At 73.0% G+C, this 24104-nt stretch carries 24 protein-coding genes; 13 read left to right on the top strand and 11 right to left on the bottom strand.

What is annotated here, in order from left to right:
* The first annotated feature begins 63 nt into the window (after positions 1-63).
* Entirely contained in the window at positions 64-321 is a 258-nt protein-coding gene (locus tag AB3X52_RS03205) for a DUF2530 domain-containing protein (RefSeq protein ID WP_367991338.1), read from the top strand.
* Between the two features lie 16 nt (positions 322-337).
* Here the strand turns inward: AB3X52_RS03205 and AB3X52_RS03200 are convergent, their stop codons facing one another.
* Positions 338-1117: a DUF3027 domain-containing protein gene (locus AB3X52_RS03200; RefSeq protein WP_367991337.1), complete on the bottom strand. Its 780-nt coding sequence runs from the start codon at positions 1115-1117 to the stop codon at positions 338-340.
* A 92-nt stretch (positions 1118-1209) separates the two neighbouring features.
* Here AB3X52_RS03200 and AB3X52_RS03195 point away from each other — a divergent pair, with 92 nt between their 5' ends.
* Positions 1210-2664: an MFS transporter gene (locus tag AB3X52_RS03195; protein ID WP_367991336.1), complete on the top strand. Its 1455-nt coding sequence runs from the start codon at positions 1210-1212 to the stop codon at positions 2662-2664.
* Positions 2665-2679: 15 nt separating this feature from the next.
* Here the strand turns inward: AB3X52_RS03195 and AB3X52_RS03190 are convergent, their stop codons facing one another.
* From AB3X52_RS03190 to larE, 3 genes are all read right to left on the bottom strand, one after another.
* Complete coding sequence (locus tag AB3X52_RS03190; RefSeq protein WP_367991335.1) at positions 2680-3081, bottom strand: cold-shock protein; 402 nt, start codon at positions 3079-3081, stop codon at positions 2680-2682.
* 116 nt (positions 3082-3197) lie between these two features.
* On the bottom strand, positions 3198-3914 hold the full coding sequence (locus AB3X52_RS03185) for a M50 family metallopeptidase (protein WP_367991334.1): 717 nt from the start codon (positions 3912-3914) through the stop codon (positions 3198-3200).
* Positions 3911-5350, bottom strand: a complete 1440-nt coding sequence (larE, locus tag AB3X52_RS03180; protein WP_367991333.1) for an ATP-dependent sacrificial sulfur transferase LarE — start codon at positions 5348-5350, stop codon at positions 3911-3913. Before larE ends, AB3X52_RS03185 begins: the two co-directional genes overlap by 4 nt.
* A gap of 55 nt (positions 5351-5405) precedes the next feature.
* Between larE and lepB the strand changes: the two genes are divergently transcribed.
* Complete coding sequence (gene lepB, locus AB3X52_RS03175) at positions 5406-6188, top strand: signal peptidase I (RefSeq protein WP_367991332.1); 783 nt, start codon at positions 5406-5408, stop codon at positions 6186-6188.
* Positions 6189-6203: 15 nt separating this feature from the next.
* Here lepB and AB3X52_RS03170 read toward each other — a convergent pair whose 3' ends face one another.
* From AB3X52_RS03170 to AB3X52_RS03160, 3 genes are read right to left on the bottom strand one after another with little or no spacing between them, the layout of a single operon-like run.
* Positions 6204-7433 carry an RDD family protein gene (locus AB3X52_RS03170; protein ID WP_367991331.1) on the bottom strand — a complete coding sequence of 410 codons (1230 nt, stop codon included), beginning with the start codon at positions 7431-7433 and terminating at the stop codon, positions 6204-6206.
* Complete coding sequence (locus tag AB3X52_RS03165; RefSeq protein WP_367991330.1) at positions 7430-9037, bottom strand: FHA domain-containing protein; 1608 nt, start codon at positions 9035-9037, stop codon at positions 7430-7432. The genes AB3X52_RS03170 and AB3X52_RS03165 overlap by 4 nt, the downstream gene beginning before the upstream one ends.
* Positions 9034-9855 (bottom strand): PP2C family protein-serine/threonine phosphatase, encoded by an 822-nt coding sequence (locus AB3X52_RS03160; RefSeq protein WP_367991329.1) that lies wholly within the window; start codon positions 9853-9855, stop codon positions 9034-9036. Before AB3X52_RS03160 ends, AB3X52_RS03165 begins: the two co-directional genes overlap by 4 nt.
* Positions 9856-9900: 45 nt before the next feature.
* Between AB3X52_RS03160 and AB3X52_RS03155 the strand changes: the two genes are divergently transcribed.
* Together AB3X52_RS03155 and AB3X52_RS03150 are read left to right on the top strand one after the other, a co-directional pair.
* Positions 9901-12150, top strand: coding sequence for a helicase-associated domain-containing protein (locus AB3X52_RS03155; RefSeq protein ID WP_367991328.1), 2250 nt, complete (start codon positions 9901-9903; stop codon positions 12148-12150).
* 68 nt (positions 12151-12218) lie between these two features.
* Positions 12219-13910 (top strand): DNA repair helicase XPB, encoded by a 1692-nt coding sequence (locus tag AB3X52_RS03150; protein ID WP_437440530.1) that lies wholly within the window; start codon positions 12219-12221, stop codon positions 13908-13910.
* Between the two features lie 80 nt (positions 13911-13990).
* Here AB3X52_RS03150 and AB3X52_RS03145 read toward each other — a convergent pair whose 3' ends face one another.
* Positions 13991-14347, bottom strand: a complete 357-nt coding sequence (locus tag AB3X52_RS03145; RefSeq protein ID WP_367991326.1) for a hypothetical protein — start codon at positions 14345-14347, stop codon at positions 13991-13993.
* A 195-nt stretch (positions 14348-14542) separates the two neighbouring features.
* Between AB3X52_RS03145 and AB3X52_RS03140 the strand changes: the two genes are divergently transcribed.
* Positions 14543-15904, top strand: coding sequence for a hypothetical protein (locus tag AB3X52_RS03140; protein ID WP_367991325.1), 1362 nt, complete (start codon positions 14543-14545; stop codon positions 15902-15904).
* A gap of 20 nt (positions 15905-15924) precedes the next feature.
* On the opposite strand, the gene AB3X52_RS03135 is transcribed toward AB3X52_RS03140, so the two are convergent.
* Positions 15925-16197 carry a hypothetical protein gene (locus AB3X52_RS03135; RefSeq protein WP_367991324.1) on the bottom strand — a complete coding sequence of 91 codons (273 nt, stop codon included), beginning with the start codon at positions 16195-16197 and terminating at the stop codon, positions 15925-15927.
* A gap of 145 nt (positions 16198-16342) precedes the next feature.
* Between AB3X52_RS03135 and AB3X52_RS03130 the strand changes: the two genes are divergently transcribed.
* The 3 genes from AB3X52_RS03130 (at position 16343) to AB3X52_RS03120 (ending at position 19475) form a co-directional block, all read left to right on the top strand.
* Positions 16343-17524, top strand: coding sequence for an RtcB family protein (locus tag AB3X52_RS03130; protein WP_367991323.1), 1182 nt, complete (start codon positions 16343-16345; stop codon positions 17522-17524).
* A 65-nt stretch (positions 17525-17589) separates the two neighbouring features.
* Positions 17590-18789, top strand: a complete 1200-nt coding sequence (gene serA, locus AB3X52_RS03125) for a phosphoglycerate dehydrogenase (RefSeq protein WP_367991322.1) — start codon at positions 17590-17592, stop codon at positions 18787-18789.
* Between the two features lie 62 nt (positions 18790-18851).
* Entirely contained in the window at positions 18852-19475 is a 624-nt protein-coding gene (locus tag AB3X52_RS03120; RefSeq protein ID WP_367991321.1) for an HD domain-containing protein, read from the top strand.
* 45 nt (positions 19476-19520) lie between these two features.
* Here the strand turns inward: AB3X52_RS03120 and AB3X52_RS03115 are convergent, their stop codons facing one another.
* The gene (locus tag AB3X52_RS03115; protein WP_367991320.1) at positions 19521-19793 is read right to left on the bottom strand and encodes a DUF4031 domain-containing protein; all 273 of its coding nucleotides are present in this window, start codon (positions 19791-19793) and stop codon (positions 19521-19523) included.
* On the opposite strand from AB3X52_RS03115, the gene AB3X52_RS03110 reads away from it, so the two are divergent.
* On the top strand, positions 19780-20202 hold the full coding sequence (locus AB3X52_RS03110; protein ID WP_367991319.1) for a DUF8819 family protein: 423 nt from the start codon (positions 19780-19782) through the stop codon (positions 20200-20202). The genes AB3X52_RS03115 and AB3X52_RS03110 overlap by 14 nt on opposite strands.
* 16 nt (positions 20203-20218) lie before the next feature.
* Here the strand turns inward: AB3X52_RS03110 and AB3X52_RS03105 are convergent, their stop codons facing one another.
* The gene (locus AB3X52_RS03105; RefSeq protein WP_367991318.1) at positions 20219-20896 is read right to left on the bottom strand and encodes a GntR family transcriptional regulator; all 678 of its coding nucleotides are present in this window, start codon (positions 20894-20896) and stop codon (positions 20219-20221) included.
* A gap of 131 nt (positions 20897-21027) precedes the next feature.
* Between AB3X52_RS03105 and AB3X52_RS03100 the strand changes: the two genes are divergently transcribed.
* The 3 genes from AB3X52_RS03100 (at position 21028) to AB3X52_RS03090 (ending at position 24093) form a co-directional block, all read left to right on the top strand.
* Positions 21028-21657: an alpha-ketoglutarate-dependent dioxygenase AlkB gene (locus tag AB3X52_RS03100; RefSeq protein WP_367991317.1), complete on the top strand. Its 630-nt coding sequence runs from the start codon at positions 21028-21030 to the stop codon at positions 21655-21657.
* A 50-nt stretch (positions 21658-21707) separates the two neighbouring features.
* On the top strand, positions 21708-23012 hold the full coding sequence (locus tag AB3X52_RS03095; RefSeq protein WP_367991316.1) for an MFS transporter: 1305 nt from the start codon (positions 21708-21710) through the stop codon (positions 23010-23012).
* Between the two features lie 64 nt (positions 23013-23076).
* Complete coding sequence (locus tag AB3X52_RS03090) at positions 23077-24093, top strand: AAA family ATPase (RefSeq protein ID WP_367991315.1); 1017 nt, start codon at positions 23077-23079, stop codon at positions 24091-24093.
* The last annotated feature ends 11 nt before the right edge of the window (positions 24094-24104 follow it).

Below are 24104 nucleotides of genomic sequence, written 5' to 3'. Positions count from 1 at the left end.
CATGCTAATCATTCCCGTTCGCGCGTCTGGGGCTCACCAAGCGAGACGGACTACGATGCGGGCGTGGACGACGAGCGCATCGAGACGGACGGGAACCTGCCCGAGATCCCCCCGCTCGACGTCGATGGCGTGCGCACGGTCGAGATCGGCACCCTCGTCTGGGCCGTCGCCTTCCTCGCCCTCCTGCCGTTCTACGGACGGCTCAAGGACGACGGACACCTCTGGTGGCTGTGGACCTGTCTGGCCGGCTTCGGCCTCGGTGCCATCGGCGTGGAGTGGTGCCGGCGCCTGCGCGCCAAGCGGCTCGCGCAGACGCCGTGAGTGGGGCGTCCCCCCGCTAGAAGCTCTCGACCTCGTCGACAGTGAGCGTGTCGAAGACCGGCTCGGGGAGAGGCTTGGGCTCGTGCTTCTTCGCGAGGCGGACCTCGGAGTGCGCCCCGCATCCGTGGTCCATGCTGACGACCCGGCCGTCGTCGTTCGCGTCGCCGTTGGCGCACACGCCGAAGTGTGCGGCGAGATGACCGGTGAGGCGGACCAGGAACCCGCAGCTGTGGCACTGGTCCGGGGCGGCCTGGGCGAGCGGGGCCGAGGGGCCGCCGGAGCCGGCGTACCACCGCTCGGCGGCGAGGTCGAAGCCCTCCGGCGAGAGCGTCCGGATCCGGCCGAGACCGAGGTCCTGCGCGACCTGGCGGACCTGCGCCTTGGCGTCCGCGTCGAGCGGGTCGTCGCCGAAGGCGTAGGTCGGCACCAGCCGCGGGTCGTCGTCGGCCACGGGCAGCAGGTCGCCCGGCGACAGGTCGCCCGGCTCGATGCGGTCCCGGTAGGGCACCCAGGCGGGAGCGACGATCGCCTCGGCGCCGGGCATGAGGACGACCTCATCGACGGTGACCGGCGCATCGTCGCCCGGCACATGGGCGACCGTGACCGACCAGTGCCAGCCGACGTAGCCGGCGCGCGTGCACGCGAAGAGATGGGTCACGACGAGCTCGTCCTCGACGATCGGCCCGAGGTAGTCCCCCACGTCGTGCGACCCGACGTCGGACACGAGGGCAGCGCGGGCCTCGTCGACGGCGGCGAGCGCGGCCTGGTCGGCGGAGGGGCTGGCGGTCGTGGTCACGGGCACATCCTCACCCATGACCCCTGCCACTGTCAGGTCGGGGTCGTGTCGTCCCACCGCGCGTGTCGGCGCGAGGGGGCAGGATGGAGCGCATGAGCTCGACCGACCCCGACCAGCGCTGGCGTGACCCGCATCCGCAGGACGAGGCCGGTTCGGAGACCTCCGGGCCGGGGCCGCGACCCAAGGACGCCGCGAAGGCGGTCGGTCGGGGCATGACCGCGACCGCCCGTGGCGTGCGCCGCGCCGGCAGGTTCGCGATGACCACCGCGCGCCGGGCGGCCGACGCGCAGGGGGCCGCGGAGTCGGGGCTCAACCGTCTCCTCGAGATGCACGCCTTCAACACCGCCGGGGACGCCGCGGTCGCGATCTCGCTGGCCGGCTCGCTGTTCTTCTCCATGCCGGGCACGGGCGGTGAGAGCTCGCGGTCCCACGTCGCGCTCTTCCTGGGGCTGACGATGCTGCCCTTCGCCATCGTCGCCCCGCTGCTGGGCCCGTTCCTCGACCGGTTCGCGCACGGTCGCCGCTGGGCGATCGGCGCCACGATGGGCATCCGGGCGTTCCTGTGCTGGATCCTCGCGGACGCCATCACCAGCGAGTCGCTCGCGATGTTCCCCGCCGCGCTCGGCGTCCTCGTCATGTCGAAGGCGTACGGCGTGACGCGGGCCGCGGCCGTGCCTCGCCTGATCCCCGCGGGCTTCACGCTCGTGAAGACCAACGGCCGGGTGTCGATGTCGGGCATGGTCGGGGTGGCGGTCTCCGCACCGCTCGCGGGGCTGTGCGCGGTCCTCGGTCCGGACTGGGTGCTGCGCTATGCGACGCTGCTCTTCATCGTCGCCACCGTGCTGGCGATCCGGCTGCCCGCCCAGGTCGACAGCAGCCACGGCGAGGGGACGCTCGCGTTCACCGGGCGTGAGGGTCACGCCGACGAGGACACCCAGCCGCTCACCCGCCGCGGGCGCCCGGCGCGGCCGCGGGTCCGCATCCCGGCCGCGGTCGCGTTCGCGCTGCGCGCGAACTGCGCGCCGAAGTGGCTCTACGGCTTCCTGCTGATGTTCATGTCGTTCCTGCTGCAGGAGCATCCTCTCCCCGGCTGGAAGCCGACGCTCCTGCTCGGGATCGTCGCGGGCGGCGCGGGTGCGGGGAACTTCCTCGGCGTGGTGGCCGCCTCGCTGCTGCGCCGGATCAAGCCGCAGATCACGGTCACCGTGGTGCTGCTCGTGGACGCCGCCGCGGCGGCGGTGTGCGCGCTGTTCTACGGCGTGCTGACGCTCGCGCTGATCGGCCTGGTCGCCGGCGCCGGGCAGGCGCTCGCGAAGTTCTCCCTCGACTCCACCATCCAGCGCGACGTGCCGGAGCGGGTGCAGACGAGCGCCTTCGCGCGCTCCGACACGACGCTCCAGCTCGCCTGGGTCGTCGGTGGGTTCGTCGGGATCGCGCTGCCGCTCAACGCGAGGCTGGGGCTCTGGGTGGCCTTCGCCGTGCTCGCCGCCTGGGCGGTCTACGTCCTCGCCTCGCCGCGACCTCAGGTGAGCGTCGACCGGGCGTGAGGCCTCAGCCGCGCGTCAGAGCTGGTCGAACTCGTCGGCCAGCGCGCGGAGGCCCTCGCCCACCCGCTTGGCGACCTTGGGGTCGGGGTGGCGTCCGTGGCGGTAGCCCTCCTCGATCCGCTCGAGGATCTTGGTGAGGTCCTCGACGATCACCACCATCTCGTCGGGCTTCTTGCGGCGGGCCGCTGCCTGGTTGCGCGCGACGGAGGTGGCGCCGCCGAGCACACGGACCGAGAGCGCCTGGTCGCCGCGGCGCCCTTGCGCGATGCCGAACTCGACACGGGTGCCGGCCTTGAGCGTCTTCGCGACGCCCGCGGGGAGCGCGTCGGCGTGGACATAGACGTCCGGGCCGTCGTCCTGCGACAGGAAGCCGAAACCCTTCTCGGCGTCGAACCACTTCACCTTGCCAGTGGGCACCGGTCTGACCTCTTCTTGCTCGACGTCTTGCTCGCGTTGGTCGCCCGGCCGGTCGGCGTCGGGCAGAGATGAAGCCTAGGGCATGTGACCTAACCCGGTCGGCGGGCTTCCGGGCTTCAGGAGACCAGCTGCGGGACGAGCGTCGCAGCGCCGACGGCGAGCCCCGCCAGATCCGCGGCGAGCAGCAGCCAGGCCCACAACAGTGCCGGCAGCGGCGTGATCCGGGCGAGCTGGTCGACGTCCGAGCCACGGCGTACGGCGCGACCGCGGCCCAGCAGCTCGAGCACCGGCCGCGGGGCGGCCAGGAGCAGCAGCCACGTGACCAGGGTCGCGATCGTCGACTGCACCGGGCCGGCGGCGTACACGCTGACGACGGCGAGCGCCCCGCCGAGCACGACGACGGTGAGCAGGCCGTAGCCGTTGCGGACCCAGACCAGCAGCGCGAGCAGGACCACGACCAGGATCCACAGCAGGCCGAGGGCGTGACCGGCGGTGAGGAGCAGCGCGGCGAGCAGCCCGAGCAGGCCGGGGGCGAGGTAGCCGGCGGCCAGCATGAGGACCATGCCGGGTCCGCGGGGCCGCCCGCGCGAGACGGTGACCCCGGAGGTGTCGGAGTGGAGCCGGATCCCCGAGAGCCGACGACCCACGAGCACCGCGACGAGCGCGTGGCCCGCCTCATGGACGACGGTGATGCCGAGACGGACGCGCTGCCACGTCGGCCGATGGAGGACGAGGAGCAGCGCGACGACACCGGTGCCGATCACCCACGCCGGCTCGGGCACGGGCTGGACGGCGGTGGCGTGGTCCCACAGCCGGCGGAGGGTCTGCGTCACGGACGGCGCAGAGCCTCGTTCATGGAGCCCGAGCGGAAGCCACGCGGGTCGACCACCGCCTCCGCGAAGCCCGCGACGACTGCCGCGGCCACCACCCGCTCCTCGAGCGCGGGATCGAGCGGCAGCAGCGCGCGGTCGAGCTCGATCGACGCGCGGTCGCCGAGGTCACGCACACGGAGGTTGCGGACGCCGGCCCCGGCGAGCAGTGCGCGGGCGGCGTCCTCGGCACGCTCCACCCGGGCGAGCCGGCCGGGCGTGACCTCGACGCCGTACGCGACCCGGGAGGAGAGGCAGGCCGCGGCCGGCTTGTCCCACGTCGGCAGGCGCCAGCGCCGGGACGCCTCGCGGACCTGTGCCTTGGTCAGGCCGGCGTCGCGCAGCGGCGCGATCGCTCCGCGCTCGTCGGCGGCCCGGATGCCGGGCCGAAAGCCCGCGACCGCGTCGTCGGCGTTGGTGCCGGTTGCGACGTGGGCGAGACCGTGCTCCCGCGCGAGCGGGACCAGGGTCTCGAGCAGCTCGGCCTTGCAGAAGAAGCACCGGTCGGGGCCGTTGGCGCGGTAGCCCTCCCGGTCCATCTCGTGGGTGCGCGGTGTCATGAGTCGTACGCCGAGGTCCGCGGCGAACTGCGCCGCGGGGTCGCGCTCGCGCAGGGGCAGGCTGTCGGAGTAGCCGGTCGCGGCGACGACGCGGTCCGCGCCGAGCGCGCGCACGGCGGCGGCGAGCAGGAACGCGCTGTCGGCGCCGCCGGAGTAGGCGACCATCACGCTCCCCCGCTGCTGCAGGTCGGCCTCGAGCGCGGCGAGCCGGGTGGCCAGCAGGTGGTCGTCGAGCCAGGCCGGGAACTGGCCCAGGTCCTCGAGCACGACGTGGGTCCCCGCCGCCTCGAGCTCCGCCCGCGTGCAGCCGCCGGTGAGCACGGAGACGCTCAACGCCCCGGCAGCCAGGGCGCCCTCGACGTCGTGGACGTGGTCCCCGACGTAGATGCTCGCACCCTCGCGACGCAGCACCTCCCCCTTGCCGACGCCCCACACCTTGCCCTCGAGCAGGTCGACCTCGAGGCGGAGGTGGTCGACGTGGAGCTGGGCGTTGGCGGTGAACTTGCCCGTCACGACCAGCACGCGGCCGCGATGGCGGCGTACGGCGGCGAGCGCCTCGACCGCGCCGGGCAGCGCCGGCACGGACCGGATCGCATGGTCGGGGTAGAGCACCCGGAAGCGGTCGACGGCGGCGTCGATCCGGTCGGCGGGAAGGTACGGCGTGAGCAGGTGGTCGAGCGGCGGGCCGAGCTTCGAGATGAGCTGCTCCACCGGGAGCTCGACGGCGAACTCTTCGCCCAGCAACCGCAACATCGTGCGGAACCCGGGGACCGTGTCGATGAGCGTCATGTCGAGGTCGAACCCGACCACCAGCGGCGGTGGCGGGGACCCGGACGACATGCCGTCGACACTAGCCGAGCAGGTCGGCCGACCTGTCACTGGCTAAAGTCCCCGCGTGAGCACCGACGCGCCCGAGACGGCGAAGCCCCATCGCAGCGGACCCGTCCGGGTCGTCGTCGAGACGGCGGTCCTCATCGTCGTGGCCGTGGTCCTCGCCCTCGTCGTGAAGACCTTCTTCGTCCAGGCGTTCTACATCCCGTCGATCTCGATGGAGCCGGGGCTGAAGATCAACGACCGGATCCTGGTCGAGAAGCCGTCCTACTGGCTGCACGGTCAGCCGCGCCGCGGCGACGTCATCGTCTTCGCCGACCCCGGCCGCTGGCTCGATGCCGACGCGGACGCGCCGCCCACCGGCGCCGTCGGGCGCGTCCTGGCCAAGGTCGGGCTCTACCCCACCGGCGGCCACCTGGTGAAGCGCGTCATCGGCGTCGCCGGCGACACCGTCCACTGCTGCGACTCGCACGGGCGGATCGAGGTCAACGGCCAGCCGCTCGACGAGGACGGGTTCATCGCGCGTCAGGAGGACTGCGACGGCCCGATGGAGCAGGCCGAGGGGACGTACGGCGGAGGGTGCCGCGGCTGGACCGCGAAGGTGCCCGCCGGGCGACTGTTCGTGATGGGTGACAACCGAGGAGACTCCGCCGACTCGTCGTACCACCTCTGCAGCCCGCCCGAGCTGCGACGGGCGAAGACGAACGCGACGCTGGCACGGCGGTGCCAGAACGCCTTCGTCCCGGTCTCGCTCGTCGTCGGCAAGGTCGTCGCGCTCGTGTGGCCGGCCTCGCACTTCCGCTTCCTGCACCGCCCGGCGACGTTCGACCACGTCCCCAACGCGTAGGCCCGACGGCCCGGCTCAGCCCTCGCGGACGACCAGCATCTCGCGGTCGCCGAACCGCACCCGGTCACCGTGGACGAGCGTGGCCGGCTTGCGGGCACCGAGCGGGCGGGCCGCACCCTGGCGGATGAGCGTCGTGCCGTTGGTGGAGCCGCGGTCCATCACCACGAGCGTCCCGTCGGGCACGACCTGGAACTGCGCATGGGTCTTCGACAGCGACATGTCGCTCGACGTCAGCGCCACGAGGTGGGACACCTGCTCGTCCGGCCGCGGCTCCGGTCCGCGCCCGACCAGCGCCAGACCGGCGACGACGAAGCTCTCACCGGTGTCGAACGAGACCCGCCAGCGGGCCGTCGCGGCCGCTGGGGCGGCAGGCTGAGCCGCCGGCGCGACATGGCGCGCCGGAGCAGGCTCGGGGGCCGGCGCCTGCGTGGCCGGTGCCTGGGCAGCTGCCGGGGAGTACGCCGGCAGCGCGGGCTCGACCGGGGTCGCCGGCCGAGCGTGCTGGGCGGGCGCCGGGGCCGAGACCGGCGCAGGCGCGGGGCTGGGCGCAGGCGCGGGGCTCGGCGCGGGCGTGGCGTTCGGCGCGGGGGCCGCCTGGCCGAACGGGAACTGGATCGGCCGGGAGCCGGTGAAGGTCGAGCCCTCGAGCCGCACGGGTTGCGCCGGCTCCGGGTCCGGCGTCGCCGGCGCGGGCATGAGCCGCATGGCGGTGAGGTTGACGACGCGCCGCGGCACGGGCGCCTCGTCCTCGGCGCGCGCCTCCGGCTGCGGGCGTACGTCGACGACGACCGTGCCGGCCAGCGAGTCGTGCCAGCCACGGCGATGTCCGGTCGGGTCCATCGCCGCCATCCAGGCGAGCATGGCGGTGCCGATGCCAGCAGTGGGGACGGTCGCGACGCCGAGGACCGCCTGGCGCAGCAGCGCCGCCCCGAGCCCGGTCGGTCGGCCGGTGTCGACGCTGACCACCCTGAGCCCGAGAAGGCTCTTCCCGGGCGTCGCGCCGGCCAGTCCCGTCATCAGCGCACCGACGAGCCAGACGGCGAGGACCACCACCGCGAGCAGCACGATGCCGGCGACGACCGAGCCGTGCCGGAAGAAGACCGCCCACGCACCGACCGCTCCCCCGGCGTAGACCAGCCAGGCGACCAGCCGGTCGACGGCGAACGCGTAGAACCGGCGGTCGGGCTCGGCCACGATGAGCGCCGCCGCAGGCGCCTGCACCAGCTGGGTCACCGGCTGGGTCACGGATGCGAGACCCGGATGGTCAGTCCGTCACCGAGGTCGACGACGGCGCCGGGCATCAGCTGGACCGGGACACCCGGCCGGAGCTCCTCCGGCGGCAGGCCGGGCTGGACGAGCACGGTGCCGTTGGTCGAGCCCAGATCCGTGACGACGGCGGCCCCGTGGTCGACCCCCGTGCCGGGGCGGATCTCGCAGTGGGTCGACGAGATCTCCTGATGAGGGCTCGGCACCGTGACCAGGAGCGGCTGGTCGTCGCGGTTGAGCCGGCCGGCCTCGGGCGCGCGGCCGATGAGGACCGCACGGTCGACGTCCACACGGTCGCCGCTCGAGAACTCCAGGCGGGCGACCGGGTAGGCGGTGACCTTCGGCGCCTCGGGCTGACCCGGGATGCCGGCGGCCGGACGGGAGAAGTCAGCCGCCGCGGGCGCACCGGCGCGCGTCAGGCCGTCGTGGTCGTCGGTGGGACCAGCCGGCTCGGCGGGCTGCTCCGGCGGCGTACCCCACGCCGGAGGCGGCGGCGGGGTGGACGGCGCCGGGAAGGACGGAGCCGCGGGCGGCGCGGGCGGCGGCGGGAAACCCGGCGGAGGCGGCGGGAAGCCCGGCGCCGAGCCGACGTGCGCATCGAACCCACCGTCCGCCGGCGCCGCGCCGATCTCGTCGGCCACGTCGGGGGTCACCGGCTGGTCACCGGTCTCGTCGTCGGCGCCCAGGCCCGTCGCCTCGGCTGCCCTCTCGGCATCGCCGTGCTCGGGCTCGTCGTCTCTGGGCTCGTCGGCGGGCTCGTCGTCGCTGGGCTCGTCGGCGGGCTCGTCGGCGGGCTCGTCGGAGGTGTCGTCGGCGGCTCCCTCGGCGGGCGCGGCGTCGGCGTACGGAAGCAGGGCGCTGAACGAGTCTGTCAACGGGTCGGTCAGCGGGTCGCTGCCCGGCGGGAAGGTGGGCGCGGCAGGGGCGGGCGCCGAGGGCCCCGACGGCTCAGACGGCTCAGACGGCTCAGACGGCTCCGACGGCTCGGCGGCGGTGGGCGCGTCCGGGATCGGGGGTACGACGCTGAGCGCGGGCGCCGCGAAGCCGGCCGAGCTCTCGGCCGCGGGGGCCGGCGGCGGGGCCGTGGGCGGCGCAGCGACCGGAGCGGGGGCGGGAGCGGCCGGCGCGGGGGCGGGAGCGGCCGGCGCGGGCGGCGGCATCTGCAGACCCGAGACGCGGACGAGGCCGCCGGTGAGGACGTGCGAGGGGCCGCTGGGCTCCTCGCCGAGGTCGATGCTCATCGCGGAGACCTCGGTCAACGACCGCTCGGCCCACGTCGCGGCGTCGGAGCCGTCGACGACGGTCTCACCGTCGGTGGTCGTGAACGTCGCGACGGCGGAGCCGCGGACGACGACGCGGGTGACGTCGTCCTGCTTGGCGACGAGGACGAACCCCGGCAGCGTGCGCAGGCCCGAGGAGACCAAGGCGTCGAGCACCTCGTCGAAGCCGCCCCCGTCGTCGACCAGCGCCCACAACGACCCGGCGCGGGCCTTCTCGGACGGTGGCAGGAGGACGGTGGCGTTGTCGCCGACGATCCCGAACCAGCTGCCCGGGGTGTAGGACGTACCAGCGGCTTCACTCACGGCAGGACTCCCAGCTTCTGCTCCAGACTCGCGCGCTGTTGCGCGGAGTCGTAGGGGTTCTCGTCGGTCAATCCCACCACATCGACGACGACGGCCGTCGCGTTGTCACGCCCGCCGGCCGCGACGGCGGCCGCGACGAGGCGCTCCGCGGTGTCGCGGGCATCGGTCGACTCGGCGAGGATCCCGGCGATGGCCGGGTCGTCGATCATCCCGCTCACGCCGTCGGAGCACAACAGCAGGCGGGCGCCCGGAGGCAGCATGGCGTGGAAGAAGTCCGGGACCGCCGGCGCCAGGCCGCCGAGGGCCCGGGTGATGACGTTGCGGTCGGGATGGTGCGCGGCCTCCTCGGGCGTGAGGTTGCCGGCGTCGACCAACTCCTGCACCAGGCTGTGGTCGACGCTGACCTGGGCGAGCTCGCCGTCGTAGAAGCGGTAGATGCGGGAGTCGCCGACGTTGGCGAGCAGCCACTGCGGGCCGGCCGACCCCTCGACGAGGAGCGCGGCGACGCAGGTCGTGCCCGAGGAGAAGTCATGGGCGCCGCGCGCCTGCTGGTCGACGACGTAGGCCGTGATGCGCCGCTGGGCGAGGCCGAGTGCCTCGGTGATGGCGACCTGCCCCGCCTCGGGGTCGAACTTGTGGTCGGCGAGCCTGGCGAGCTCCTGGACGACGATCTCGCTCGCGATGTCTCCCCCGTCGTGGCCGCCCATCCCGTCGGCCACGACGAAGACGGGCGGCGCTGCCAGGTGGGAGTCCTCGTTGATCTGCCGGACGAGGCCCACATCCGTGGCAGCGCCGTGGTGGACGACCAGCTTCTTCACCGGCGACTCCCCTCGGCGTGGTGGAGGAACGCTAGCGTTGAAACGATGACCAGCGGCTTCCGATCCCTCGCCGACCAGGTGCGCGCCTGGTCGGACGCCCGTCTGTCCCTGCTGCTGCTGGCCCGTCCTGATCTCGCCACTCCTGCCCCTCATGACTCCGGCCAGCTCGCTGCCCGAGCGGCGACCCGATCTTCGCTGGTGCGTGCGCTCGACCAGCTGGACCGGTGCGAGCTCTCGGTGCTTGATGCCCTCGTCGTGGCGGGCCAAACCACCGTCGAGGAATTGTCTTCCATCGTGAGCGCCGACGCGAGCGCGGTGCGGGCGGCGGTCGCCCGTCTGGAGGACCTGGCGCTGGCCTGGCGCTCCGTCGGCGGGCTGCGGGCGCTGACCGGTGTCGGCGACGCGATGCGCGGCGGTCCCGGCACGAGCGGGCTCCAGCCGCGCTCCGCCGAGCCGCTCTCGGCCGCGGAGATCGAGGCCCGGCTCGCGGAGCTCTCCCCCGCGGCCCGCGCCCTCCTCGACCACGTGGCCGAGCAGGGCGGCGAGGCCACCACCGGCTCGGCGCGGACGACGATCACACCCGACCAGGCCACGACGCCCGCCGAAGAGCTGATCTCGCGGCGGCTCCTCGTGCCCCGCAGCTCCGGGGCCGTCTTCCTGCCGGGCGAGGTCGGGATCGCCCTCCGCGGCGGCCGCACGACCACCACCCGGGTCGACGTTCGACCCGAGGTCCCCACCACCGCACGGGCCGCGTCGCTCGTCGACCGCGCCGCCGCCGGCGCCGCGTTCGAGGTGGTACGCCGGATCGAGCTGCTCCTCGACGGCTGGGGCGCGACACCGCCGGCCGCCCTGCGCAGTGGCGGTCTCGGCGTACGCGACCTCAAGGCGACCGCCCTGCGGCTGCACGTCGACGAGCCGACCGCGGCACTGCTCGTCGAGGTGGCCTCCGCGGCCGGCCTCGTCACGACCGCGGCCGACGCCGACGGCAACCCGGCGTGGCTCCCGACCGACCTCGTCGACACCTGGGTCGAACAATCGCCGGCGACGCGGTGGGTGACGCTCGTCCGCGCTTGGCTCGCCTCACCCCGCATGCCGGGGCTCGTCGGGCAGCGTGACACCAGCGGCAAGGCCTGGAACGCGCTCGTCCCTGAGCTGGCCGACGCCTTCATGGCGGAGACGCGCCGGATGACGCTCGACGTCCTCGCCGCCATCCCCGAGGGCGAGGTGCTAGCGGCCGGCACGGGTGGCCCCGCCGTCGTCGCCCGGCTCGGCTGGGAGCGGCCGCGCCGGCCCCGCACGCGCGCCCAGCAGGTGGCCTGGACACTCACCGAGGCCGAGGCGCTCGGGGTCACCGGTCTCGGCGGGCTCGCGTCGTACGCCCGGCCTCTGCTCGCCGGCGAGGATCCGACCCCGACGCTCGCCGCCCTGCTGCCCGAGCCCGTCGACCACGTGCTGCTCCAGGCGGACCTGACGGCGGTCGCCCCGGGCCCCCTCGAGTCGCACCTGGCCCGGCAGCTGCAGCTCGTCGCCGACGTGGAGTCGCGCGGCGGTGCGACGGTCTACCGCTTCACGAAGGCGTCCGTACGCCGCGCCCTCGACCGCGGCTTCACCGCGACCGAGCTGCACGCGTTCCTCGCCACGGTGTCGCGGACGCCGGTTCCCCAGCCGCTCAGCTATCTCGTCGACGACACCGCCCGGACCTTCGGCTCCGTGCGCGTGGGGTACGCCGCGGCCTATCTGCGCGGGGACGACGAGACCACCCTCGCCGAGCTGCTCGCGCACCCCGCGTCGGAGAGCCTCGGACTGCGCCGACTCGCGCCGACGGTGCTGGTCAGCACCCTCCCGATCGACGTCCTCCTCCCCCGGCTGCGCGAGCTCGGCGCCTCGCCCGTCGTCGAGGACGAGCACGGCGCCGTCCACGTCGCCCGCCCCGACGCGCGGCGCGCGCGGACCCCGCGGGACCGCGACCGGCGTCCGGCCGGGGCGGCGGAGGCCCGCGAGACGGCACGGGTGGCCGCGGTGGTCTCCTCGATCCGGGCCGGCGACCGGGCCCACGCCGAGCGCCCGGCCACCGCCCCGGCCGTCACCCCCGGCAGCTCGCTCGCGGTGCTGCGCGAGGCCGTCGACGCGGGCCGGAGCGTCACGATCACCTACCTCGACTCGCGCGGCGTGCCGACCGACCGCGTCGTCGAGCCGCTGTCGGTGGAGGGTGGACAGCTCACCGCCCGGGACCGGGCCGCCGACGGCGTACTCACCTTCTCGGTCCCACGCATCCGGTCGGTGCGCGCGTTGTGAGTGTCAGCGCGGCCCCCGGTCCGCGCTGACACTCACAACCTGGGCCCGCCCTCGTACGCTTGACCGCTGTGAACGACGGCCCCCTCATCGTCCAGTCGGACAAGACGCTGCTGCTGGAGGTCGACCACCCCCGCGCGCAGGACGCGCGGAAGGCGATCGCGCCGTTCGCGGAGCTCGAGCGGTCGCCGGAACACATCCACACCTACCGGCTGACCCCGCTCGGTCTGTGGAACGCGCGCGCTGCCGGCCACGACGCCGAGCAGGTCGTCGACACGCTGCTGGAGTACTCGCGCTACCCGGTCCCCCACGCCCTGCTCGTCGACGTCGCCGAGACGATGGCCCGCTACGGTCGGCTCCGCCTCGAGAAGGCTCCCCCGCATCTGGAGGGCGTCCACGGGCTGCTGCTGGTCTCCTCCGACCGGGCCGTCCTCGAGGAGGTCGTCCGCAGCAAGAAGGTCGCCGGGATGCTCGGCGCGCGCATCGACGACGCCGTGCCCGGCTCGGAGGGCGCCGTCGTCGTGCACGGCTCCGAACGCGGCAACCTCAAGCAGGCGCTGCTCAAGCTGGGCTGGCCGGCCGAGGACTACGCCGGGTACGTCGACGGCGAGGCGCACGAGATCGAGCTGACCCCGGACGGCTGGGAGCTGCGGCCCTATCAGCAGGAGGCGGCCGAGTCGTTCTGGCACGGCGGGTCGGGGGTCGTCGTACTCCCATGCGGGGCCGGCAAGACGCTCGTCGGCGCCGCCGCCATGGCGCACGCCAAGGCGACCACCCTCATCCTCGTCACCAACACCGTCTCCGCACGGCAGTGGAAGGACGAGCTCGTCCGCCGGACGTCGCTGACCCCCGACGAGATCGGCGAGTACTCCGGATCGGTCAAGGAGATCCGGCCGGTCACGATCGCGACGTACCAGGTCCTCACGACCAAGCGGAAGGGCGTCTACCCCCACCTCGAGCTCCTCGACGCCCGCGACTGGGGGCTCATCGTGTACGACGAGGTCCACCTGCTGCCCGCGCCGATCTTCCGGATGACCGCCGACCTCCAGGCCCGCCGTCGGATCGGACTCACGGCGACCCTGGTGCGTGAGGACGGCCGCGAGGGCGACGTCTTCTCCTTGATCGGCCCGAAGCGGTACGACGCCCCGTGGAAGGACATCGAGTCGCAGGGCTGGATCGCCCCGGCCGACTGCGTCGAGGTCCGGGTGACGCTGCCGAACGACGAGCGGCTCGTCTATGCGACGGCCGAGCCCGAGGAGCGCTACCGGCTCGCGTCGTGTACCCACCACAAGATCGACGTCGTGCGTGACATCGTCGCCAACCACGAGGGGAAGCCGACGCTCGTCATCGGGCAGTACCTCGAGCAGCTCGACGAGATCGCCGCGGCCCTGGACGCGCCCGTCATCGAGGGCAAGACACCGGTCAACGAGCGACAGCGGCTCTTCGACGCCTTCCGCGCCGGCGAGGAGAAGCTGCTGGTCGTCTCCAAGGTCGCGAACTTCTCCATCGACCTGCCGTCCGCCGAGGTCGCCATCCAGGTCTCCGGCTCCTACGGCTCCCGCCAGGAGGAGGCGCAGCGGCTCGGGCGTCTCCTGCGACCCGGGCGCGACGGCAAGACCGCGCACTTCTACACGATCGTCTCCCGTGACACCGTGGACGCCGAGTTTGCCCAGAACCGGCAGCGCTTCCTCGCCGAGCAGGGGTACGCCTACCGCATCGTCGACGCCGAGTCGCTCGGGTCGTTGGAGGACCCGCAGGCCTGACGCGGTGGGACCTGTTCGCATGATCGTGCCGACCCGAGAGGTCAGCGCCGAGCCGTTCGCGTGGACGTGCTGAAGGTCAGCTAGCGCCTCGTCGACGGCTTCGGCGGCTTCGAGACAGCACGGGCAACGGCCGGGCCGACCCACGCGGCCAGGTGCGCCTCGTCCGGCACGTCGGCGGCGTCGACGAGCACCGTGCCCGCCATCGGCCGCTCGCCCATCATGCCCCGGAGGGCGCCCCGCACGAGAGCGGCGTCGACGCCGTCCTGCCCGACCGACACCATCAGCTCGTCGCGGATGATCCCGACGGCCATGTGGGTGTTGACCGTCCAGCAGAGCCCACCGAACATCGCGATCTCGCGCGGCTCGTGGCCGGCCTCGACGGCAGCGCGCCCGACGGCGTCCCGGATCCGGGTGGCCAGGATGCCGTCGTACGCCATGGGACCGATCGTGGCACCGGTCCCACGGAAGCGCCACGGTCATCAGGGGAATGTCGGTTGTGGCCATGCTGGCCCCTCTCGTGGTGCCGGACGACCAGCGTGCGACCCCGCCGACGATCCCCGGACGGCGGCCGGGTTGTCCACAGAGTCCGAACAAGTGTTCCCTTATGCTGCGATCGGGCGTAGACTGGAGGCATGCCGATCGACGTCAGCGACTCCCCCGACGCGCTCCTGCGGCGCGCCGAGGAGCTCGTGCGCGAGCGGCGTGCGCCGGTGGTGGAGGACCTTCTGGTCGGGCTCGCCTGGGCCGACCGCCACGGCGAGGAGCCGCCCACGTCCGCGCCCGGTGGCGACCGGCTGCTGCAGCTCGGCGGCGACGGGACTCCGGCGGTGCGCGAGCTGGCCGTGCCCGAGCTTGCGATCGCACGGGCGACGACGACCGCGGCGACCCGCGCCGCCCTGGCCGACGCACTCGACCTGCGGCACCGTCTTCCCCTGCTCTGGGCCGCGGTGCGCGCGCTGGAGATCGAGCCGTGGGTCGCTCGCAAGGTCGCGGCGAGGTCGCGCCGGCTCTCGAAGGCTGTCGTCGGCGTCGTCGACCAGGCCGTCTCGGACGCTCGCCACGAGTCCCCGTCTCGCCTGCTGGCGATCGCGGAGGCGAAGGTCATCGAGGCCGACACGGTGCTCCACGCCGCGCAGCTGGCCGAGAAGGCGCGCGAGCGGGGCGTGTGGATCGGGCGGCCGCGAGCCGACGGGCCGGACGCCAGCGGCGAGGTCCTGGCCACTCGGAGCGTCTACGCGAAGGTGAGCCCGGAGACCGCCTACTGGGTCGACGAGCTCGTCGACCGCACGGCCGACGTGCTCGCCCGCACCCCGGAGGTCAGGGCCGAGCACCATCCGGAGCTGGCGGACGACGCCACCCGGGACGAGCTGCGCGCGGCCGCGTTCGGCTGGTTGGCGCGGCCAGCCGCCCTCCTCGATCTCCTCGGCGCGCTCGGAGCCGACGACGCCCCGGCGCGACCGCGACCCCGAGCCAGGGTCTACGTCCATCTCCACGAGTCGACGCTGCTCTCCGGCGACGGGGTGGCCCGGGTCGAGGGGCTCGGCCCGATGCTCGCGTCCCACCTCGCGCGGCTGGTCGGCCACACCGACATCGAGCTCGCCCCCGTGATCGACCTCGCAGAGATCCGGTCGGTCAACTCCTACGAGCACCCCGAACACCTCAAGGAGCGCACGCGCCTGCGCCTCGCAGCCTCCGACGTCTTCCCGCACGCCACCGCCGTCGGGCGTCGGGTCGACCACGACCACCCGGTCCCCTACGATCCCGGTGGCCCACCGGGCCAGACCAGCGACCTCAACGTCGCGCCACTCACGCGCGGCTCGCATCGAGCGAAGACCCACCTCGCCTACCGGGTCGAGCAGCTCGGCCTGGGGCGATACCTCTGGACCACACCACACGGCCTGGTCCGCCTCGTCGACGCCACCGGGACACACACCGTCTCGGCGCAGGAGGCCGCGCTGCTCCGCGCCGCCCACGGGCGCCGTGGCGCAGCCTGACCCAGCCCGTACGCCGAGGCTCAGTCGTCCTCGAGCCAGCGACCGTCGCGCATGAGCACCCGGCCGCGCAACTCGTTCTCCTCGCGCCACGCCTGCGCCCGGTCGAGGCGGACGCGGAGGACGGTGTCTGCCCACGTGCGCGGGTCGGACCCGCCGCACTTGTCGAGGTAGGCGGCGAGCTCGTCATCGGTCATCGCGGCGGCCGGGGTGAGTGTGGCGCGGCCGTCGAGCATGAGGACGTCCCGAGTCGGGCCGAGCCCGATGCGCTGGGTGCGTGTGCGCGGCTCGGCCATGCCACCAACCTAGGTCACGTCGCGCAGGGCACACCGGATATCCGTGGTGCAACCGGTTTCGGCGCCCCTAGCCTCGCCGATCGGCCCGCCGCCCGGCGGGTACCCAGAGTCGATCACGAGAAGGGCCACGAGTCAGGAACCATCGATGGAGAAGATCACTGCGAAGCTCATGAGCTGGGCTTCGATCCTCGAGGACAGCACGCGCGAGCAGGCGCTGACGACGTCGACGATGCCGTTCATCCACCCGCACCTCGCGCTGATGCCCGACGCCCACCTGGGCCTGGGCGCGACGGTGGGATCGGTCATCCCGACCCTCGGCGCGATCATGCCCGCCGCGGTCGGCGTCGACATCGGCTGCGGGATGATCGCCGTGCGGACGCCGTTCACCCGCGACCAGCTGCCCGGCGATCGGCGGCCGCTGCGCGAGGCGATCGAGCGGGCCGTCCCGCTGAGCGCCGGCGCTGCCAACCGCAAGGTCAGCCGCGCCCACACCGAGCAGCGGCTCGCGCAGCTCACCGCCGAGGCGGAGCGGGCCGGCTTCGAGCCGGGCCGCTACGCCAAGCGCTGGGACCTCCAGCTCGGCACCCTCGGCAGCGGGAACCACTTCATCGAGGTGACGGTCGACGAGCTCGACCGGGTGTGGCTCTTCCTCCACTCCGGATCGCGCGGTGTGGGCAACAAGATCGCACAGCACCACATCAAGGTGGCGTCCGAGCTCTGCCGGAAGTGGCACGTCGCGCTTCCGCACCGCGACCTCGCCTACCTCGTCGAGGACACCGACGCGTTCGACGCCTACATCCGCGAGATGCGGTGGGCGCAGCACTACGCGCTGCTCAACCGCGAGGAGATGATGGACCGTGTCGTGCGGCAGTTCGCCGAGTGGGTCGGGCTGAGCTCGGCCGACGAGCTCGTGCGCTGCGAGGAGATCAACTGCCACCACAACTACACCGAGCAGGAGCGGCACTTCGGCAGGACGGTGTGGCTTTCCCGGAAGGGCGCGATCAACGCCGAGCGGGGGCGCGCGGGCCTCATCCCGGGGAGCATGGGGACGGCGTCGTACGTCGTCAGCGGGCTCGGCAACCCGCTGGCCCTCAACTCGGCACCGCACGGCGCGGGCCGGGAGTTCTCCCGGTCCGCGGCGCGCCGGCAGTTCACCCAGGACGACCTGCGCCGGGCGATGGTAGGCATCGAGTATCGCGACACCGACGCGTTCATCGACGAGATCCCGGCGGCGTACAAGGACATCGACCGGGTCATGGCCGACGCCAAGGACCTCGTCGAGGTCCGGCACACGCTCCGTCAGATCGTCAACGTGAAGGGCGATTGAAGTAGGGACGTCCCACCCCTCGGTCGGATTCTCCGGGAGCCGCGCATCGCGCCTACCCTTGTGACGTGAAGGTGCTGCTCCTGGAGAACATCCATCCCGTCGCTGTGGAGAACCTCGAGAAGGCCGGCTTCGAGGTCGAGCTCCTCAGCCACTCCCTGTCCGAGGACGAGCTCGTCGCGAAGCTGCCGGGCGTGACCATGCTCGGCATCCGCTCCAACACCCACATCACCTCGCGGGTGCTCGACGCGGCGACCGACCTCAAGGCGATCGGCTGCTTCTGCATCGGCACCAACCAGGTCGACCTGACCTCGGCGGCCGAGCACGGTGTGGTCGTCTTCAACGCGCCCTACTCCAACACCCGCAGCGTCGTCGAGCTCGTCATCGCCGAGATCATCGTGCTGGCCCGCCGTCTGGCGGAGAAGAACCTGCGGATGCACGACGGCATCTGGGACAAGTCGGCCAAGGGCAGCCACGAGGTCCGGGGTCGCACGCTCGGCATCGTCGGCTACGGCAACATCGGCACCCAGCTGTCGAACCTCGCCGAGGCGATGGGCCTCAACGTCATCTTCTACGACATCGCCGACCGGCTCCGGCACGGCAACGCCCGCCGGATGGCAAGCCTGGACGCGCTGCTCGCCGAGGCCGACGTCGTCTCGCTGCACGTCGACGGCCGCCCCGGCAACGCCGGCATCTTCGGCGAGGAGCAGTTCGCCAAGATGAAGCCGCGCAGCCTCTTCATCAACGCCTCGCGCGGCATGGTCGTCGACACGGAGGCGCTCCGCGAGCACATCCTGTCGGGCCACATCGCCGGCGCCGCGCTCGACGTCTTCCCGATCGAGCCGAAGGCCCAGGGTGAGTCGTTCGAGTCCCCGCTGCGCGGCCTCGACAACGTCATCCTGACCCCCCACGTCGGCGGCTCGACGCAGGAGGCGCAGGAGGAGATCGGCTACTTCGTCTCCACGAAGCTGAAGAACTTCGTCCTCGAGGGCTCGACCGCACTGTCGGTCAACCTCCCCGCCGTGCAGCCGCCGCCGCTGAGCGAGGGCGCCCGGATCGGCTTCCTCCACGTCAACGTGCCCGGCGTGCTCGCGGAGGTCAACAACCTCCTGGCGAGCGAGGGCGTCAACGTGTCGGGGCAGTACCTCGCCACCCACGGTGAACGCGGCTACGTCGTCACCGACGTCACCACGCCGGTGGCGCCGGAGACCCTCGAGAAGCTGGGCGCGTCGCCGCACACCATGTGGCTGCGCTCCTACACGGCCTGAGATCGTCCCGAGTTCGGAGCAAGGGTCGTCGGCCGGGATCTGCGGGGCTATCGTTGCGCGGCATGGAGCTGCCTCAAGATTGGCCGCTGCCTGAGGCAGCGGCTCTGAAGGACGACCTGCTGGCGGCGTACGCCGACCCCAGCAGGCACTACCACGACACGCGCCATCTCGCGGAGGTGCTCGCCCGGATCGACGAGCTCGCCCACGCCGGGGTGACCTTCGACCGGGCGGCCGTCGAGCTCGCCGCGTGGTTCCACGACGCGGTCTACGACGGCGAGCGTGACGCGGAGGAGCGCTCGGCGGCCTGGGCGGAGGACGCGCTGCCGGCGTACGCCTCCCCCACGCTGGTCCAGGAGGTCGCCCGGCTCGTCCGGCTGACCGAGTTCCACGACCCGGCCGACACCGACACGGAGGGCTGCGTGCTCTCCGACGCCGACCTGGCGATCCTGGCCGCGGACCGGGAGCGGTACGACGAGTACGCCGCCGCGGTCCGAGTCGAGTACGCCCATCTGCCGAACGACCAGTTCACCGCCGGGCGCGCCCAGGTCCTGCGCGGGCTGCTCGCCAAGGAGAGCCTCTTCCACACCTCCTACGCGCGCGAGCGCTGGGAGACCCAGGCGCGGGCCAACCTCGAGCGAGAGCTGACCGCGCTGGAGCCGGCGCTGGCCGCCCAGGCGGTCGGCTGACCGCGACGACCGAGCCGACCGAGCCCACCGGCGACGAGCCGGCCGTCAGCGCCGCCTGAGCTCGCTCTTGCGCCGGCGCAGGCCACCGGCGACGAGCCGTGCGACCAGCTCCCGGCTCGGCACCGGCGTGGCCCCGGCGGCCACCATGGCGTCGTACGCCTCAGCGGGAATGTCGTAGTGGTCCCGGTCGAACCGCCGCTCAGGGATGCCGACGCTCCGCGCGAAGGCGTGCAGCTCGTCGTACGACGCGTCGCTCGCGAGGTGGGACCACAGCCGTCCGTGGCCGGCGGCGTTGGGCGGGTCGATGAGGACGGTCACCCTCCATCAATACCGCACCCGGTTGGACGGGTACGCCACCATGGAGGCGATGGACACCACTGCTCTGTTCGACGCGCGCGCGAAGGTGCTGCGCGACCTCGAGTCCCGCGCCCTCGCCACCCCGGGCACCGTGTCGATCCTCGAGGAGGCGATGTCGGAGCGTGGCTGGTGGGCCGAGCAGTGGCCCGAGGGTCTGGTGTACGTCGCCGGCCTGGTCGCCCAGGACGTGCAGGACGCGCTCTTCGACGGTGCGTTGAACGGCGGCCCGCAGCGGTGGCCGATCTGCACGACGTGTCCCTCGGACGCGCCGCTCCACTCGCTGAGCATCTCGCCGGACCTCGGCGGTCCCGACCCGGTGTGGGTCTGCGAGGACAGCGGCGTGGTGGTCGCTCCCCTGGGCGCGCTCTGAGCCTGCCGCCGTGCGCTCAGCCGGCCCGGCCGAGCTGGAGCCGGAGCGTGTAGCGGTCGGCGCGGAAGACCGACCGGGAGACCTCGACGACGCGGTCGCAGGCGAGCGCGCGCCGCTGACGGCGCAGGACGGGAGCACCGTGGCTGAGCCCGAGCATGCCGGCCTCCTCACCCGCGGCGACGTCGGCGGTGACCGCGTCCTCGACCCAGGTCGGGCGCAGACCCTGGTGGGCCAGCTGGGCATAGAGGCTGCTGGGCAGCAGGCCGTCGAGGAGCCCGGGCAGGAGCCCCTCCTCGAGGTAGACGTCCTCGACGCAGAACGGCTCGGTCTCGGCGCGGCGTAGCCGTCGCCAGTGGACGACGCTGTCGCCCTCATGGAGCCCGAGGGCTCGAGCGACGCCCGGCCCTGCGTGCTCGCGGCGGGCGAGCAGCGTCTGTGACTCGACGGTGACGCCGCGGCGGGCCATCTCCTCGGTGAGGCCGACGACGGTGCTGGGCGAACGGCGCGGGCGCGCGACGAAGGTGCCGCGCCCGGGGATGCGCTCCAGGAGTCCCTCGACCACGAGCGCGTCCATCGCCTGGCGCACGGTCATGCGCGCGACGCCGAAGCGGGTGACGAGCTCGCGCTCCGACGGCGCCGGGGTGCCCGGGGAGTCACCCGCGACGAGCGCGCGAACGTACTCTCTGACCTGCACGTGCTTCAGTGATCGCCCCTGAGCCGCTACCGCCTGCTCCATGGCGCACACAGTAGGTCCGAAATCCCGCCCGCGTCCGGCGAATGGAGAACTTCGAACACCTATTCGATCCAAGGGGTTACAGTGACGGCATGGACTTCCAGGCCACGCTCTTCGCACCGGCCGCCGAGGAGCCGCTCGGCGACGACGGATTCACGCGTACGCCGCTGACCCGCGGCGCCTGGGTCGACGTCCGCCGCGCGTGGCTGCCCGACCCCGACGACGTCTTCGACGCGCTGGTGCGCGACGTGCCGTGGCGGGCCGAGCGACGCCAGATGTACGACCGCATGGTCGACGTCCCCCGCCTAGTGCACACCTACTTCCCCGGCGAGGCGTTGCCGCATCCCACGCTCGCCACGGCACGCGAGGCGCTGAGCGCCCACTACGCCGACGAGTTGGGTGAGCCGTTCGTCAGCGCGGGCTGCTGCTACTACCGCGACGGCCGCGACTCGGTCGCCTGGCACGGCGACCGGATCGGCCGCGGCCGGATGAGCGACACGATGGTCGCGATCGTCTCGGTCGGCGACCCGCGTCGGCTCGTGCTCCGGCCGCGCAGCGGGGCGCCGGGCGACGGCAGGCACTCGCTCTCGATCGAGATGGGCCACGGCGACCTGCTCGTGATGGGCGGGAGCTGTCAGCGGACCTGGGAGCACGCCGTGCCCAAGGTCGCTGGCGCGGGGCCGCGGATCTCGGTGCAGTTCCGCCCCCTCAACGTCTTCTGAGCGATTTATTGATTCGCCAGCGACGCCGATCGCCGGAAGAATTGCGGACGATGTCCACGCCGCCCGCGCCCGCTCGCCCCTCCCTGCTCTCCTTCTGGAGCGACCTCCCCCGCGAGGGGCGCATGCTCCTCTCGATCGTGGTCCTCGAGTTCCTCGGCAGCGGCCTGGTGCTCCCGTTCGCGGTGGTCTATCTCCACGACGTCCGGGCGTTCTCGCTCTCCACGGCCGGTCTGCTGCTCGGCCTCCCTCCGCTGGTCGGTTTCCTCGTCGTCGGTCCCGGTGGCGCGCTCATCGACCGGATCGGCGCGCGCCGGATGCTCGCGGCCACGCTGACGACGATGCTCGCCAGCGACGTCGTGCTCGCGTTCGCGACCACCGTGCCGGTCGCGGCGATCGCGCTCGTGCTCAACGGCCTCGCCTTCGGGACCAGCTTCCCGGCCGCACAGACGCTGATCGCCTCGGTCATCCCGCCCGGGATGCGGCAGCGCTACTTCGGCGTGAACTTCACGCTCCTCAACCTCGGCATCGGCCTCGGTGGCCTGGTGGGCGGGGTCCTCGTCGACGTGCACCACGCCTGGACGTTCCAGCTCGTCTACCTCGGCGACGCGGCGAGCTACCTGCCCGGTCTCGTGCTGCTGCTCGGGCCGCTGCGTCACGTCGCCGGGCGACCGGAGCGCTCCCGGGACGTGCCGAAGGCCGGCTACCGCGAGGTGCTGACCAAGCCGGCCGTCCCGACCCTACTGCTCCTGACCTTCGTGTCGTCGTTCGTCGGCTACTCCCAGCTCAACGCGGGCATGACCGCCTTCGCGACCTCGATCAGCCAGGTGTCGACCCGCGCGCTCGGGTTCGCGTTCGCCGGCAACACGGCGATCATCGTGCTGCTCCAGCTCGTCGTCATGCAGCGGATCGAGGGGCGTCGTCGTACGCGTGTCGTCGCCGTCATGGGCCTGGTCTGGGCCGTCTCGTGGCTCCTGCTCGGCCTCTCCGGGATGGTGCCCGGCACGATCGCCGCGACGCTGCTCGTCGTCGCCTGCGCCACCGTTTTCGGGCTCGGCGAGACGCTGCTGCAGCCCACCGTTCCGGCGATCGTCAACGAGCTGGCCGACGACCACCTGCGCGGACGGTTCAACGCGCTCAACGCGGCCTGCTTCCAGCTCCCGGCGATCATCGCGCCGCCGATCGCCGGGGCGCTGGTGGGCGCCCATCTCGGATGGGTGTACGTCGCGCTGCTGACCGCCGGCTGTCTGCTGGTCGGCGCCGTCTCGGTGACTCGACTGGAGCCGCAGCTCACGCCCGAGGTCAACGGCCAGCGGCCGCAGCCGGACGCGAGCCAGGAGACCATTCTGGTCGCCTGACGTTTCCGTTGGCTCGAAGGGGGAAGATCGACGGTGTCCTGCGATCACCTCTGAGAGGCCCCGAATGACTGCGACCGCCGCCACCGCCGCACCGCCGCCGTCCCAGACCGAGCTCGCGCGGGCCGCCGAGACCCTGGGCCGGATCACCACCGCCTTCAGCGAGCGGGTCGTCGGTCAGGAGCGGCTGCGCAGCGCACTGCTGGTCGCGCTCCTCTCCGAGGGGCACGTCCTGCTCGAGAGCGTGCCGGGACTGGCGAAGACGCTGGCCGCCTCGACGTTGTCCCAGACCGTCGCCGCCCGCTTCAGCCGGATCCAGTGCACCCCCGACCTGCTGCCGAGCGACATCATCGGCACCCAGGTCTACGACCCGCGCAACCACGAGTTCGAGACTCAACTCGGTCCCGTGCACGCCAACTTCGTCCTCCTCGACGAGATCAACCGCTCCAGCGCGAAGACGCAGTCGGCGACGCTCGAGGCGATGCAGGAGCGGCAGACCTCGATCGCGGGTGTCGTCCACCCGCTCCCCCGGCCGTTCATGGTGCTCGCCACCCAGAACCCGATCGAGGAGGAGGGCACCTACGTCCTCCCCCACGCCCAGATGGACCGCTTCCTGCTCAAGGAGGTGGTCACCTATCCGAGCGAGGCCGACGAGCTGGTCGTCCTCGACCGGATCGAGTCCGGCACCCTCGGACCTGACCACGAGGACACCGCCCCGGTCGCCTCCCCCGACGACATCGTCGAGCTGCAGGAGCTGGCGAAGCGGGTCTACGTCGATCCCGCGATCAAGCGCTACATCGTCAGCCTCGTCGCCGCCACCCGCAACGTCGGGGGGCTGCTGGGCCCGCAGGCGGCGGCGTACGTCGAGATCGGCGCCAGCCCGCGCGCGAGCATCGCCTTCTTCCAGGCCGCCCGCGCGGTCGCGCTGCTGCAGGGCCGCAGCTACGTCACCCCCGACGACGTCCGCGACCTGCGCCACAGCGTCCTGCGCCACCGGCTCCACCTCAGCTTCGAGGCCCTCGCCGAGCGGGTCGCCCCCGAGACCCTCGTCGACGCCGTCGTCCGGGCCGTCCCGAGCCCGTGAGCGGCGGACCA

The sequence above is a fragment of the Nocardioides eburneus genome (assembly GCF_040838215.1).
Classification (GTDB): Bacteria; Actinomycetota; Actinomycetes; order Propionibacteriales; family Nocardioidaceae; genus Nocardioides; species Nocardioides eburneus.
This window is presented reverse-complemented; position numbering and strand designations above follow the sequence as displayed.

Coding starts and splice junctions, on each gene's coding strand:
- AB3X52_RS03135 (WP_367991324.1), bottom strand. CDS start 16,197: ATGGCCGAGCCGCGCACACGCACCCAGCGCATCGGGCTCGGCCCGACT.
- AB3X52_RS03090 (WP_367991315.1), top strand. CDS start 23,077: ATGACTGCGACCGCCGCCACCGCCGCACCGCCGCCGTCCCAGACCGAG.
- AB3X52_RS03110 (WP_367991319.1), top strand. CDS start 19,780: ATGAGGACGGTCACCCTCCATCAATACCGCACCCGGTTGGACGGGTAC.
- AB3X52_RS03140 (WP_367991325.1), top strand. CDS start 14,543: ATGCCGATCGACGTCAGCGACTCCCCCGACGCGCTCCTGCGGCGCGCC.
- AB3X52_RS03100 (WP_367991317.1), top strand. CDS start 21,028: ATGGACTTCCAGGCCACGCTCTTCGCACCGGCCGCCGAGGAGCCGCTC.
- AB3X52_RS03130 (WP_367991323.1), top strand. CDS start 16,343: ATGGAGAAGATCACTGCGAAGCTCATGAGCTGGGCTTCGATCCTCGAG.
- AB3X52_RS03120 (WP_367991321.1), top strand. CDS start 18,852: ATGGAGCTGCCTCAAGATTGGCCGCTGCCTGAGGCAGCGGCTCTGAAG.
- AB3X52_RS03195 (WP_367991336.1), top strand. CDS start 1,210: ATGAGCTCGACCGACCCCGACCAGCGCTGGCGTGACCCGCATCCGCAG.
- AB3X52_RS03155 (WP_367991328.1), top strand. CDS start 9,901: ATGACCAGCGGCTTCCGATCCCTCGCCGACCAGGTGCGCGCCTGGTCG.
- larE (WP_367991333.1), bottom strand. CDS start 5,350: ATGTCGTCCGGGTCCCCGCCACCGCCGCTGGTGGTCGGGTTCGACCTC.
- AB3X52_RS03145 (WP_367991326.1), bottom strand. CDS start 14,347: ATGGCGTACGACGGCATCCTGGCCACCCGGATCCGGGACGCCGTCGGG.
- AB3X52_RS03095 (WP_367991316.1), top strand. CDS start 21,708: ATGTCCACGCCGCCCGCGCCCGCTCGCCCCTCCCTGCTCTCCTTCTGG.